This window comes from Castellaniella denitrificans (assembly GCF_042653765.1).
In the GTDB taxonomy this organism is placed as follows: Bacteria; Pseudomonadota; Gammaproteobacteria; order Burkholderiales; family Burkholderiaceae_B; genus Castellaniella; species Castellaniella denitrificans.
Genome location: NZ_JBHSEZ010000006.1, coordinates 137,519 through 149,609, shown reverse-complemented (window position 1 = coordinate 149,609; position 12,091 = coordinate 137,519). Strand labels below are relative to the sequence as shown.

The following is a 12,091-nucleotide window of genomic DNA, read 5'->3' as shown; positions in this document are numbered from 1 at the left end:
GCCGGCCGGCCCGGAACCCCGAACAAGGAGACTTTCAATGACTGCCCTTCAACAAGCCTACATCGTCGCCGCGACGCGCACGCCCATCGGCAAGGCCCCGCGCGGTATGTATTCCCACACCCGTCCCGACGAGCTGCTGGCCAAGGCCATCCAGGGCGTGATGGCCCAGGCGCCCGGCCTGGACCCCGCCGCGATCGAGGACGCCATCGTCGGCTGCGCCATCCCCGAAGGCCCGCAGGGCCTGAACGTGGCGCGCGTCGGCGTGCTGCTGGCGGGCCTGCCGCAATCGGTCGGCGGCGTCACCGTCAACCGCTTCTGCGCGTCCGGCCTGACCGCCGTCGCCATGGCGGCCGACCGCATCCGCGTGGGCGAGGCCGACGTGATGCTGGCCTGCGGCACCGAGTCCATGAGCTTGGTGCCCACCATGGGGATCAACACCTCCTTCAGCCCGGACGTCTACCTGAAGGAAGAGAACATCGGCATCGCCTACGGCATGGGCTCCACTGCCGAGCAGGTCGCCCAGCGCTGGAAGATTTCCCGCGAGGACCAGGACGCATTCGCCCTGCGTTCGCACCAGCGCGCGCTGGCCGCCCAGCAGTCCGGCGAATTCGCCGACGAAATGCTGCCGGTGGAGATCGTGCGCCGCGTGCCGGACCTGAAGGCCGGCGAGGTCCGCGAGACCCGCCACACCGTCAGCCTGGACGAAGGTCCGCGCGCCGACACCAGCCTGGAGGCCCTGGCCCGCCTGCGTCCCGTGTTCGCCGCCAAGGGCAGCGTCACCGCCGGCAACAGCTCGCAGACCTCCGACGGCGCCGGCGCCCTGCTGGTCGTGTCCGAACGCGCCCTGAAGGAACACAACCTCACGCCGCTGGCGCGCTTCGTGTCCTTCGCCGTGCGCGGCGTGCCGCCCGACATCATGGGCATCGGCCCGAAGGAAGCCATCCCGGCCGCCCTGAAAAAGGCCGGCCTGACGCTGGACCAGATGGGCTGGATCGAATTGAACGAAGCCTTCGCCGCCCAGTCCCTGGCTGTCATCCGCGACCTGGGCCTGAACGAGGACGTGGTCAACCCCATGGGCGGCGCCATCGCCCTGGGCCACCCCCTGGGCGCCACCGGCGCGATCCGTTCCGCCACCACCATCCACGCCCTGCGCCGCCGCAAGCTGCAATACGGCATGGTCACCATGTGCGTCGGCACGGGCATGGGCGCCGCCGGGATTTTCGAACGCTGCTGATCGTCTTCCCGACGGCTTGAACGCCCCGGCGCTTTCCCCTTTCGGAGGGAAGCGCCGGGGCGTTTTTCCATGTCCGCATCATGACATAATGCCCGGAGAGTCCTTTCATCCAGATCCCGCCGCCATGATTGATCGCGTCGCTTGCGCCGCCGACACGCCCGCCCCACTGACCGAGCTTCCGGAATGGAAGCGTTTCGCGCTGGCGGTCCAGACCTGCGCGCCGCGTCCCGATGCGCTGGACCTGATCGAAGCTCCCGGCCTAGCGCTGGATTCCAGCGGCCAGCGCCACTCGCCCGAGCTCATGGCCGCGGGCGAGGCCTTGCTGCGCGCGCGGGACTTCGAGGCGCAGCGCGCGTGCCTGCTGGCGGGCGAGTCCGTCAACGTCACCGAAGACCGCGCAGCCTGGCACACCGCGCTGCGCGCGCCGGAGGCGCCGGCCGAGGTGCGCGCGGAACGCGAACGCATGGACGCCTGGGTGCGGCGCGCCGACGCCGGGCGGCGCTGGCGCCACGTCGTGCATGTGGGCATCGGCGGCTCGGACTGGGGCGTGCGCCTGGCCGTCACGGCCTTCGGCTATGCCGGCACCTGGCGCGACGTGCGCTTCGTCGCCAACATCGACGGCCACGCGATCGAGGGCGGGCTCGCGGGGCTGGATCCGCGCGAGACCCTGGTCGTGCTGGTCTCCAAGTCCTTCACCACCGCCGAAACCCTGGAAAACGGCGCCCGCGCCCGCGAATGGCTGGCCGGCGCCGGCCTGGACCCGGCCGCCCACCTGGCCGCGGTCACCGCCCGGCCCGACCGCGCCCGCGCCTGGGGCGTGCCGGACGGCCAGATCTTCCAGTTGTGGGACTGGGTCGGGGGACGGTTCTCCCTCTGGTCCGCGGTCAGCCTGAGCACCGCGCTGGCCGTGGGCGTCGACGTGCTGGAAGGCCTGCGCGCGGGCGCCGCCGCCATGGACGCGCATTTCGCCCAGGCGCCCCTGGCGGAAAACGCCCCGGTGCGCATGGCCCTGGCGGGCGTCGCCAACCGCAGCGTCCTGGGGCAGGGGTCGCTGAACATCGCGCCCTACGACTCGCGCCTGGCGAACCTGGTGCCCTACATCCAGCAGCTCGACATGGAATCCCTGGGCAAGTCGGTGGACGTCGCCGGCCGGCCCGTGGGCGTGCCCACCGGCCCCGCCGTCTGGGGCATGCCCGGCACCGACGCGCAGCACACCTTCTTCCAGTGGATGCACCAGGGCAGCGACGGCGCGCCGGTGGACTTCATCCTGTGCCGCGAGGCTGACCACCATTGGCCGACCCATCACCGCCAGTTGCTGGCCAACTGTCTGGCCCAGCGCGAAGCCCTGATGCGCGGCAAGACCCTGGCCCAGGCGCGCGCCGAATGCCTGGCCGAAGGCATGGACGCGGCCCGCGCCGACTGGCTGGCCCCGCACCGCGTCCACCCGGGCGGACGGCCCAACCACCTGATCGTCCTGCCGCGCCTGTCGCCGTATTCCCTGGGCGCGTTGCTGGCCCTGTACGAGCACCGCGTCTTCACCCAGGGCGTGATCTGGGGCATCGACCCCTTTGACCAGTGGGGCGTCGAATACGGCAAGATCCTGGCGCGCGGCATCATCGCCGAACTGGACCCGGCCGGCCCGGCGCGTGCGGCCGCGGCCTCCGTCGATGCGTCCGCCGCCCGCCACGACGCCTCCACCCGCCACTGGATCGACCGCCTGCGGGGATGAGGCTGGACACAGGACAGTCCCTGCGGACTGTCCTGTGCCTGCCGAATCCGAGCCGCGTGCAAGCGGCGAGGTGGGGGCGCATAGGGACTTTCCCTGCCACCCCAGTCGGGTTCATGAATATTCCCTGAAAATCCCCAGGGTTTACCCGGGATTATGCGCCGGGCCGAAAAGACCTTATCGTGCTTTGCGCATGGCTGCCCGGAGAGGCCTCCGGTAGAGTGGCCGCAAGACGCCGAAGAAGCGTTTTCAGACTTCCACCCAAGACCCAAGACATGAGGGACGCCCCACGCGCGGGCAAGCCCCGACCCTGGAGACAAGACATGAGCAAAACAGTCGCCCCGGTGGACGAGATCCTGCCGCTGGGCCAGCTGACGGCCCTCGGGCTGCAGCACGTGCTGGTGATGTACGCCGGCGCCGTGGCCGTCCCCCTGATCATCGGCCGGGCGCTGGGCCTGGATTCGCACGAAGTGTCCCTGCTGATCGCCGCCGACCTGTTCGCCTGCGGCATCGCCACCATCATCCAGTCCCTGGGCGCTACCCAGTGGTTCGGCATCAAGCTGCCCGTCATCATGGGCGTCAGCTTCGCGCCCGTTGGGCCCATGATCCACATCGCCCAGTCCACCCCCGGGCACGAAGGCGCCCAGCTGCTGTTCGGCACCATCATCGCGGCCGGGATCGTCACCATCCTCATCGCGCCCTGGATCAGCCGGCTGCTGCGCTTCTTCCCGCCGGTCGTGACCGGCACCATCATCGCCATCATCGGCATCACCCTGATGCGCGTGGGCATCAACTGGATCTTCGGCAACCCCGTCGGCCCCACCGCGCCGTCCCTGGTCGATCCCAACTACGTCAACTGGCTCAAGGACATCCAGGCGGCGGCCGGCGCGCCGGGCTCGCCCCTGCCGGCCGTGCCCCAGGGCCTGTCCATCATGCCCACCGTGCCCAACCCCAAGTACGCCGACCCGACCGGCGTGGGCATCGCCGCCGTCGTGCTGCTGTCGATCCTGGTGATCGCCAAGTTCTGCAAAGGCTTCCTGGCCAACATCGCCGTACTGCTGGGCATCGTCATCGGTGCCGTCATCACCGCCGCCATGGGCATCATGACCTTCGGCAAGGTCGGCAAGGCCGAATGGGTCGACGTCGTCCTGCCCTTCCATTTCGGCATGCCGAAGTTCGACTTCTGGATGATCCTGACCATGGTCCTGGTCATGATCGTGATCCTGATCGAATCCACCGGCATGTTCCTGGCCCTGGCGGACATGACGGGCAAGAAGATCGGCCAGAAGGACCTGGCGCGCGGCCTGCGCACCGACGGCCTGGGCACCCTGATCGGCGGCATCTTCAACACCTTCCCGTATTCCAGCTTCTCCCAGAACGTCGGCCTGGTCGCCGTCACCGGGGTGCGCAGCCGCTACGTCTGCGTGGCCAGCGGCGTGATCCTGCTGGTCCTGGGCCTGCTGCCGAAACTGGCGGCGCTGGTCGAATCCCTGCCCACCGTCGTGCTGGGCGGCGCCGGCATCGTGATGTTCGGCATGGTCACCGCCACCGGCATCCGCATCCTGGGCGGCGTGGACTTCGTCAAGAACCGCAACAACGCCATGATCGTCGCCATCTCCATCGGCATGGGCATGATCCCCGTCGTCGCCCCGAACTTCCGCCAATGGATGCCGCACGCCATCCACCCGCTGATCGAATCGGGCATCCTGCTGACCTCCCTGTCGGCCGTGCTGCTGAACCTGTTCTTCAACGGCGCCCCGCACGACACCGACGCCGCGGTCGAGGCCGCCAAGCACGCGGAGGCTTGATCTTCAGAGAATGGGCCTGGATGATGATGCTTTCGTGTGATCGAATCATCAAAATCCATGGCCCAAATTCTGATTGATGTAACGGAAGCGCAATTGCAAGCTCTTGCAGAAGCAGCGCGTGTCCAGAACAAGCCGCTGGCGGTCATCGTCCGTGATGCCATCGCGGCTTATGTCTTTGAAAGTAGCCCCTCCGATGGTGGCTCGGAAGTGTTTGGACTTTGGGCTGAGAGTGCTATGAGTGGGCGTGAGTATCAGGCTGCTCACCGGGCAGAATGGTGAGTGCGCTGATCGACATCGGCGACATGCTCCCCACCGCCTGGTACGTCGTCCACACCAAGCCCCGCCAGGAACGCACGGCGGCCGAACAGCTGCTGCGCCAGGACTTCGAAGTCTACCTGCCGCTGTTCAAGATCTTCCGGGAACCAGGGCGGCGCCGTCGCGCGTCCGCCGCGCCGCAGCCGCTGCCGTCCGATCCGGCGAATGCTGCCGCGGCCGATCCCGCGCTGATCGCCCACGAACCCATGTTCCCCCGCTACCTGTTCCTGCGGCCGACGCGGGCCACGCAGTCCCTGTCCGTGGTGCGCTCCACCGTGGGCGTCAGCCGGCTGGTCATGTTCGGCCACCAGCCTGCCACCCTGGCGGACGATGCCGTCCAGGCCATCCGCCGGGCCGAAGGCCTGCGCGAAACCGCCGCCCTGGCCGACATCGGCCCCTATCGCCCCGGCATGGCCGTGCGCCTGCAGGATCCGGCGCTGGCCGGCGTCCAGGCCCTGGTCCAGGCGGTCTCCGCCGATCGCGTCACCCTGCTGCTGGACATCCTGGGCCGCCCGCAGACCGTGCAGGTCGAATTCGGACGGATCGCGCCGCTGTAGCGGTACGGGTAGGTCGCTTCGTCCTTGCCTGGATCTAAATGCATCTGCAGTAAAAATGGGAGATGTATTTGTATGAGCAAGAAATCGATCGATCCTGAGCGCGTGGATGACGACAGCCCGGAATGGATCGAGACCGACATGCGCACGGCCGTGCGCCTGGATGGATTGCCTGAGTCTCTTCAGCGGAAATTACGCGGCCAACGCGGGCTTCAGAAGGCACCGCGCAAGATTCAGACAGTGGTCCGTTACGACGTCGATATCATCGATGCCTTCAAGGCCGGGGGGGCCGGCTGGCAGACCCGCATGAATCAGGCCTTGCGGGAATGGCTGCGCGGTCGGGAGAAAGTCTAGTCCTCCACCGCAGCGTCCCGCTCCGCCTGCCGCATCGCGGCCCACAGCACCGCCAGGGACACCAGGAAGAACATCACCCCGTTGTTGCGGCCCAGGATCACCTGGGTCAGGCCGTAGGCGGCGAAGGCGGACGGCAGCGCCGCCCCGCAGCAGGCCAGCACCCGCACCGTCGGCGAGGGCGAGCGCAGGCGGCGGCAGAAATACCAGAAGCTGGCGATCAGCAGCGCCAGGAACGCGATCAGCCCGAGGCTGCCCTGGTGCAGCCAGATCTCGATGAACTGGTTGTGCGTATTGGCCAGCGTGCCCACGAAGGGCGCGATGCGCCCGGCGCCGATCAGCTCTTGCAGATGAGCGTCGTATTGTTCGTGCCCCCAGCCCAGCAGGGGTCGTTCGGGGATGCTGATCAGCGCGGCCTTCCAGGCTTCCAGGCGGGATCCGACGTTGTTGTCGGTGACGACGCCCTGCTGGCTGTAGGCATGCCATTCGTCCAGTGCGGCGGCGTAGCGGTTTTCGGCGATGCGGCCGGCGGGCAGGGTGGCCAGCAAGATGGCCGTGGCTGCCGCCAGGATGGCGGTGCCCGCCAGCAGGGGCCGCAGATGCGCGCGGCGCAGCAGCGCGACAGCCGCCAGGACCGCCAGGATCGGCAGCGCCACCAGGCTGCCGCGCGAGGCGGAGGCGATCATGGCGTAGATCCCCGCCAGCGCCCCGGCCAGCAGCAGGGCGGTCCAGGCCCGGCGCCGCTGGATCGCCGCCAGGGCCGCGCCCATCAGGCACCAGAACCCCATCATCAGCGCCATGTCGCCGAACGGGATGGCGCTGGTCACGAAGCCTTCCGCGCGACCATAGCCTAGCCACCGCGTCTGCCATGCGGCGACCCCCGCCGTGGCGAACAGGCCCAGCGTCAGTCCCGCCGCCAGCCAGTCCAAGCGCAGCCGGACACGCCGCAGTCCCGCCAGGATGGGCATGGCCAGCAGGTAGCGGACGCCCTGGTCCAGATACTTGCCCGAATCCCCGTGCCACAGCACGGCCAGCGCATTGATGGCGAACACCGCCAGCAGCAGCGCGCACAGCGTGCGGTCCTCGGTCGTCCAGGGGGCGGGCGCCTGCCCGCCCGGCGTATCCGCCCAATGCGCATGGCCTGCGCGCCGGCCCGTCCACCAGACCGCCAGCCCGCCCAGCAGCAGCACGCCGCCTCCCACGGAATAGCCCGACGGCATCGACAGCATCAGCAGGAAGAACAGCGCGGCGCTGGCCGACATCCAGGTCGACAGCCAGGCGGGTGGAGCGGCCGGGGTGGGGGGCATGGGGGTATCAATGGGCAATGGGATGGTGAATTGTAGCGGGAGGCCGGGTCGGCGGATGCCCGGTGGCCTCCTGTCACGAATCGGATCAGGGGAATGAACGCGCAGGCTGTAACATTCAACGGTCTTCCCATTCATGGAACCACAATGGAACCGCAGTCCGTATGAACATCCTGCTCACCGGCGGCACGGGCTACATCGGCAGCCATACCGCCACCGTCCTGGCGCAACAGGGCCATCGCGTCGTCCTGTTCGACAACCTGTCCAACAGCGACGAGGCCGTCGTCGGCCAACTGGCGCGCATCCTGGGCGCGCCGCCGGTTTTCGTCCGGGGTGACGTGCGCGACGAAGCCCTGCTGGAGCGCACCTTGCGCGACCATGAGATCCGGGCCGTCATCCATTTCGCCGGCCTGAAGGCCGTGGGCGAATCCGTCGAAAAGCCGCTGGACTACTTTTCCAACAACGTCCAGGGCACGCTATCCCTGCTGCAGGCGATGCGAACCCGCGGCGTGCGCACACTGGTCTTCAGCAGCAGCGCCACCGTCTACGGCGAACCGCAGTACCTGCCCCTGGACGAAAGCCATCCCACCGGCGCCACCAATCCTTATGGCCGCAGCAAGCTGCACATCGAGGAAATCCTGGGAGATCTGGCGGCCTCCGACCCGTCCTGGCGCGTGGCCTGCCTGCGCTACTTCAACCCGGTGGGGGCGCACGACAGCGGCCTGATCGGCGAGAGTCCCAGGGGCGTGCCAAACAACCTCATGCCCTACGTCGCCCAGGTCGCTGCGGGCCTGCGGACCGAGTTGAGCGTCTTCGGCGACGACTACCCCACGCCCGACGGCACCGGCGTGCGGGACTACATCCACGTCATGGACCTGGCCGAAGGCCATGCCGCCGCCCTGGGCTTCCTGGCCGACCGCACCGGCTGGCATGCCATCAATCTGGGGACCGGGCAGGGCCATAGCGTGCTGGACGTCGTGCATGCCTTCGAGCAGGCGTCCGGGCGCCCGGTGCCCTACCGGATACAGCCGCGCCGCCCGGGCGACGTCGCCGCCTGCTACGCCGACCCCGCCAAGGCCCGCCGGGACCTGGGCTGGACGGCGACCCGCACGCTGGAGGACATGTGCCGCAGCGCGTGGAGGTATCAGCGAGGGGTGAGATAGGCTTGTCCGCGCTCTTAGGTCATCGGTTTGATCAGGCTTTCAGCCGGAATGCCAAGATCCCGATGCAGCTTCCGGATCATGGGCAGGGTCAGGGCGCGTTTCCGGTTCAGGATCTCGTAGACCCGGTTGCGCCGTCCGATCATCGGCTCCAGGTCCTTGACGCTCAACCCTGATTGCTCCATGCGGAATTTGATGGCTTCGATCGGGTCCGGCAGATCGACGGGATAGTGGTGGGCCTCGTAAGCCTGCACCAGAGTAGCCAGTACGTCCAGCCGATCACCTTCGGTCGTGCCGGGGGCGGGATCGAGATCGACCAGACGGGATACTTCCTTGAGTGTCGCCTCATAGTCGGCTTCGGAACGGATGGGACGGATTTCCATGATGGATTTACTCCATGTCGACCGTTGCGGCATCGATATCGTCATATTCGGCATGAGTGCCGATGAATTTCACATATACGACGCCCAGGCCGTAGGCGATCGCCACAATCAGTCGGTAGTCGTTGCCTTTGATGTTGAATACGACACGTCGATTGCCGAGGATGCTGGCATGGGCATAGCAGGCCTTGACGTCCGCAGGTTGTTGCCAACTGGCCTGGCGGACTTCGTCTACCCAGGCCTGGACGGCTTGCTTTGCGCTTGGATGTCGTTCCCAGAATCGCCGCAAGGTACGCGTGGCAATGATGCGCATGGCTTAATCATAGTCCCGTCATGGGACTATCGCAATAGATGGTGGAACCGACAAACTACCTGCTCTTTCCTGAGCAGGCTATTCGTAAAAGCCGAACTTTCTTCACACCAACCCACCGCTTGACCCATCCTAATTCCATCGCACACCAGCCCCTCCACTCCGCGCGTCTCCTGTAAAACCAGGATGTCACATTCAGTGACATATAACCCTGACAGGAGACAATCATGTCCATCTTCAAGACCCGTCATGTCCGCGCCATCCTGGCGCTGTGCTGCCTGGGCCTGCCGCCGCCGGGCCTGACGCAGGCATCGACCGAGGCGCCGTGGGATGACTCCCCGGCGCCTTTTGTTTTGCACGGAGCGTCCATCACCGTCACCGAAGACCGGCGCGTCGAGCGAGGGCTGCAGATGGAGGGCGCCAGCGGGTTCCAGGTCGCCGATGGCCGGACTCTGTGGCTCCAGGGCCCCGTCCTGGGCCATCCCGCCGACTCCTTGATTCCTGTCCCGTTCTGGAAACTGGGCGGCGGGCACCTGGAGCTGGCCGGAGCCGGTACCCTGACCGGCCAGATCGTCCTGGCCGAAGGCAGCCTGGGCCTGGCGCACGACGACACCCTGGGCGCGCCGGGCAACAGTCTGGAAATGGCGGCCGGCACCCGCCTGGAATTGCGCCCCGGCGTGCGCGTCGGCCAGGTCATCCAGGTCCGTTCCGCCGCCACCGCCCAGACGCCGCCGGCGCACTGGGGCCTGGCGCCCATCGCCGGACAGTCCGGCGCCGCCGTGTGGCGCGTCGCATCCGGGGAAGCGACGCTCGCGGGCAGCATCCAGGCCGATGCGCCCATCATCAAGGACGGTGCCGGCACCCTGCGGCTGACCGGGATTGGCTTCAGCTCGGGCCGAGAGCCCCTGATCCTGGCGCAGGGCGGCCTGCGGGTCGATCAGCTGTGGTGGGGACCGATCCTGACCCAGCCGGGCACCGTGCTGTCCGGCGTCGGCCAGGTGGACGAGGCCCGTGTGGCCGGCCTGCTGCAACCCGGCGCGCCGGATCGGACCGGCACCCTGCTGGTCGGCCAACGCCTGGCCCTGCTGCCGCAATCGCAAACCCGCATCCGCATCGATGCCGATGGCCAAGCCGACCGGATCTGGTCCTTCGGCACCGCGCGCCTGGGCGGCGAGCTGTTGGTCGAGCCGGTCTCCGGCGCCTGGACGCCCGCCCGCCGCTGGACCATCGTCCAGGCCGACGGCGGCCTGGAATACGGAGCGGACGGCGGTGGCGATCCCGTGCCGGGCGACGGCCGCTACGTCCGGGCCGTCAGCGCCTTGCGTTACCTGGACCCCGTCCTGGACTACAGCCCCACGACCGTCACCCTGGGCCTGCGATACAACGCCCGGGGCCTGAACACCGCCGATGCCGCCTGGCGCGGCGCCCTGCTGGATGACAGCCGCTTCCCGCGGGAATCCGCCCTGGCGCACACAGCCGGCGGCCGTGCCTGGGTCCAGACCTGGGCCGCCAATACCGAACGGTCCGGCATTCACGGCCTGCCGGGTGACGACCGGGACACCAGCGGCCTGCAGATCGGCGCCAGCCGACCGGTGGGAGGTCATGGGGCCCTGGCGGTCTACGCAGGCGTGCAGGACATGCGCCTGTCGACCGGCTCGGGAACATGGCCCCCGGCCGACCCGTCCGGCACCGATGCGGCTGGCGGCGCATACCGCCTGCGGGACTGGTCCGTGCACCTGGGCCTGGGCGCCAGCCTGGCGCGCCAGGGCTGGCGCCTGACCCTGGGAGCCGCGCAGTCCTGGCACCGGGCCGACATCCGCCGCCAGGCCGACCCGGCCGAATCCCCGCTGCGCAGCCGGCCCAATGCGCGGCTGGCCCAGGCGTGGCTGCATGTCCAGCCGGAGAGGCCTGTTCCCGTGGGTTCATGGCAATTGACGCCCTATGCCCAGGCGACCTGGCTGCGCCTGCACCGTCCCGCCGTGCATGAAAGCGGCGGACTGGCCACCGTCGCTTTGGATGCGCGGACCGACCAGCGGTGGATGGGGCAGTTGGGGGTGCGGATCCAGCGCGTATGGTCCACGCCGCAGGGCGATGCGCGGATGATCCTGGACCTGGGCGTGCGCCGCCTATGGGGCGGATCGACCCTGTCCAGTCCCCAGGCCTATCGCGCCGATCCGGGACGGCGCTTCGAGGCCGAAGGTCTACCTGTGCCGCGTCATGCCCTGCACCTGGATCTGGGCGTGCAGGCGCCCATCGCCCGCCGCGTCCAGGTCACGTTGGCCTACACCGGCCAGCATGGGGGCGGGCAGATGCAGCATGGGCTATGGTTGGGGGTGAGGGGCGGTTTCAGGTAAAGATTGGTCTGTGTGCCTAGGGATATTCCTGGCGAGCGTGCAGGACGGCCATGACCTCAATGTGAGCAGCCCGAACCTCATACACGATGATGTAATTTGGGTGCGCCACGATTTCACGGGTCCCTGGCACACGGCCTTGTTTGTAGAGGTAAGGGTGTTCCGAGGCTGGCTGTATCGAACTCTCGATCAAGCCGTGCATGACGATGGCGGCGTCCACATCGAACTCCGCGATGTAATCAATGATATGACCCAGGTCATCGAGTGCGGCGGCGCTCCAGGAGATGGGGAGCATGGTTGCCTGAAATGTCTTGGGTGAGGGCGCGTACTCAGACGCCGCGATTACGGGGGCGGGAGTTGATTCTGTCCTGGTCTTCCCGCTTGGCGGTCAGCTTGTCACGCATCAGCGCCATCGCCTGGTCATGGGGAACGCTGGGACGTGGGTCGTCACGGCTGGCTTGCACCTTGGCCTGAAACCAGCGATCGTAGCTGGCCGCTTGTTCTTTGGTCTCGAACTCGGAAACGATAGGGGAGAGGGCGGTGCTCATGGCAATGACTCCTTGGATCCTTGTAGTGTAAGGCACTTGTGAGCACCTGA

13 protein-coding genes are annotated in these 12,091 nt (G+C 67.9%); 8 read left to right on the top strand and 5 right to left on the bottom strand.

From position 1 onward, the window contains the following. Positions 1-37: 37 nt before the first annotated feature. From ACFO27_RS09320 to ACFO27_RS09295, 6 genes are all read left to right on the top strand, one after another. A complete protein-coding gene (locus tag ACFO27_RS09320; protein WP_376817101.1) occupies positions 38-1,234 on the top strand; it encodes an acetyl-CoA C-acyltransferase in 1,197 nt (398 codons plus the stop codon). A 124-nt stretch (positions 1,235-1,358) separates the two neighbouring features. Further along, positions 1,359-2,963 (top strand): glucose-6-phosphate isomerase, encoded by a 1,605-nt coding sequence (pgi, locus tag ACFO27_RS09315; RefSeq protein WP_376817100.1) that lies wholly within the window; start codon positions 1,359-1,361, stop codon positions 2,961-2,963. 320 nt (positions 2,964-3,283) lie between these two features. Beyond that, complete coding sequence (locus ACFO27_RS09310; protein WP_376817099.1) at positions 3,284-4,768, top strand: nucleobase:cation symporter-2 family protein; 1,485 nt, start codon at positions 3,284-3,286, stop codon at positions 4,766-4,768. A gap of 57 nt (positions 4,769-4,825) precedes the next feature. Beyond that, the gene (locus ACFO27_RS09305) at positions 4,826-5,047 is read left to right on the top strand and encodes a CopG family transcriptional regulator (protein ID WP_376817098.1); all 222 of its coding nucleotides are present in this window, start codon (positions 4,826-4,828) and stop codon (positions 5,045-5,047) included. Further along, entirely contained in the window at positions 5,041-5,640 is a 600-nt protein-coding gene (gene nusG / locus ACFO27_RS09300) for a transcription termination/antitermination protein NusG (protein WP_376817097.1), read from the top strand. The genes ACFO27_RS09305 and nusG overlap by 7 nt, the downstream gene beginning before the upstream one ends. Positions 5,641-5,712: 72 nt before the next feature. After that, positions 5,713-5,991, top strand: a complete 279-nt coding sequence (locus ACFO27_RS09295) for a BrnA antitoxin family protein (RefSeq protein ID WP_376817096.1) — start codon at positions 5,713-5,715, stop codon at positions 5,989-5,991. Here ACFO27_RS09295 and ACFO27_RS09290 read toward each other — a convergent pair. Beyond that, positions 5,988-7,295, bottom strand: a complete 1,308-nt coding sequence (locus tag ACFO27_RS09290; protein WP_376817095.1) for an O-antigen ligase family protein — start codon at positions 7,293-7,295, stop codon at positions 5,988-5,990. The genes ACFO27_RS09295 and ACFO27_RS09290 overlap by 4 nt on opposite strands. Before the next feature lie 161 nt (positions 7,296-7,456). Between ACFO27_RS09290 and galE the strand changes: the two genes are divergently transcribed. Next, positions 7,457-8,455 carry a UDP-glucose 4-epimerase GalE gene (galE, locus tag ACFO27_RS09285; protein ID WP_376817094.1) on the top strand — a complete coding sequence of 333 codons (999 nt, stop codon included), beginning with the start codon at positions 7,457-7,459 and terminating at the stop codon, positions 8,453-8,455. A 14-nt stretch (positions 8,456-8,469) separates the two neighbouring features. Here galE and ACFO27_RS09280 read toward each other — a convergent pair whose 3' ends face one another. Continuing rightward, positions 8,470-8,835 (bottom strand): helix-turn-helix domain-containing protein, encoded by a 366-nt coding sequence (locus ACFO27_RS09280; RefSeq protein ID WP_376817093.1) that lies wholly within the window; start codon positions 8,833-8,835, stop codon positions 8,470-8,472. Between the two features lie 7 nt (positions 8,836-8,842). Next, complete coding sequence (locus ACFO27_RS09275) at positions 8,843-9,145, bottom strand: type II toxin-antitoxin system HigB family toxin (RefSeq protein ID WP_323024121.1); 303 nt, start codon at positions 9,143-9,145, stop codon at positions 8,843-8,845. Between the two features lie 224 nt (positions 9,146-9,369). Between ACFO27_RS09275 and ACFO27_RS09270 the strand changes: the two genes are divergently transcribed. Then, positions 9,370-11,496 carry an autotransporter outer membrane beta-barrel domain-containing protein gene (locus ACFO27_RS09270; RefSeq protein WP_376817092.1) on the top strand — a complete coding sequence of 709 codons (2,127 nt, stop codon included), beginning with the start codon at positions 9,370-9,372 and terminating at the stop codon, positions 11,494-11,496. Between the two features lie 16 nt (positions 11,497-11,512). Here ACFO27_RS09270 and ACFO27_RS09265 read toward each other — a convergent pair whose 3' ends face one another. Both ACFO27_RS09265 and relB read right to left on the bottom strand, forming a co-directional pair. Then, the gene (locus ACFO27_RS09265; RefSeq protein ID WP_376817091.1) at positions 11,513-11,788 is read right to left on the bottom strand and encodes a type II toxin-antitoxin system RelE/ParE family toxin; all 276 of its coding nucleotides are present in this window, start codon (positions 11,786-11,788) and stop codon (positions 11,513-11,515) included. Between the two features lie 34 nt (positions 11,789-11,822). Next, positions 11,823-12,041: a type II toxin-antitoxin system RelB family antitoxin gene (gene relB / locus ACFO27_RS09260; protein WP_376817090.1), complete on the bottom strand. Its 219-nt coding sequence runs from the start codon at positions 12,039-12,041 to the stop codon at positions 11,823-11,825. Positions 12,042-12,091: the final 50 nt, after the last annotated feature.

What these genes read in the sequence shown, in the direction of transcription:
- ACFO27_RS09320 (WP_376817101.1), top strand. Translation starts at nt 38, where the DNA reads ATGACTGCCCTTCAACAAGCCTACATCGTCGCCGCGACGCGCACGCCC.
- pgi (WP_376817100.1), top strand. Translation starts at nt 1,359, where the DNA reads ATGATTGATCGCGTCGCTTGCGCCGCCGACACGCCCGCCCCACTGACC.
- ACFO27_RS09310 (WP_376817099.1), top strand. Translation starts at nt 3,284, where the DNA reads ATGAGCAAAACAGTCGCCCCGGTGGACGAGATCCTGCCGCTGGGCCAG.
- ACFO27_RS09305 (WP_376817098.1), top strand. Translation starts at nt 4,826, where the DNA reads ATGGCCCAAATTCTGATTGATGTAACGGAAGCGCAATTGCAAGCTCTT.
- nusG (WP_376817097.1), top strand. Translation starts at nt 5,041, where the DNA reads ATGGTGAGTGCGCTGATCGACATCGGCGACATGCTCCCCACCGCCTGG.
- ACFO27_RS09295 (WP_376817096.1), top strand. Translation starts at nt 5,713, where the DNA reads ATGAGCAAGAAATCGATCGATCCTGAGCGCGTGGATGACGACAGCCCG.
- ACFO27_RS09290 (WP_376817095.1), bottom strand. Translation starts at nt 7,295, where the DNA reads ATGCCCCCCACCCCGGCCGCTCCACCCGCCTGGCTGTCGACCTGGATG.
- galE (WP_376817094.1), top strand. Translation starts at nt 7,457, where the DNA reads ATGAACATCCTGCTCACCGGCGGCACGGGCTACATCGGCAGCCATACC.
- ACFO27_RS09280 (WP_376817093.1), bottom strand. Translation starts at nt 8,835, where the DNA reads ATGGAAATCCGTCCCATCCGTTCCGAAGCCGACTATGAGGCGACACTC.
- ACFO27_RS09275 (WP_323024121.1), bottom strand. Translation starts at nt 9,145, where the DNA reads ATGCGCATCATTGCCACGCGTACCTTGCGGCGATTCTGGGAACGACAT.
- ACFO27_RS09270 (WP_376817092.1), top strand. Translation starts at nt 9,370, where the DNA reads ATGTCCATCTTCAAGACCCGTCATGTCCGCGCCATCCTGGCGCTGTGC.
- ACFO27_RS09265 (WP_376817091.1), bottom strand. Translation starts at nt 11,788, where the DNA reads ATGCTCCCCATCTCCTGGAGCGCCGCCGCACTCGATGACCTGGGTCAT.
- relB (WP_376817090.1), bottom strand. Translation starts at nt 12,041, where the DNA reads ATGAGCACCGCCCTCTCCCCTATCGTTTCCGAGTTCGAGACCAAAGAA.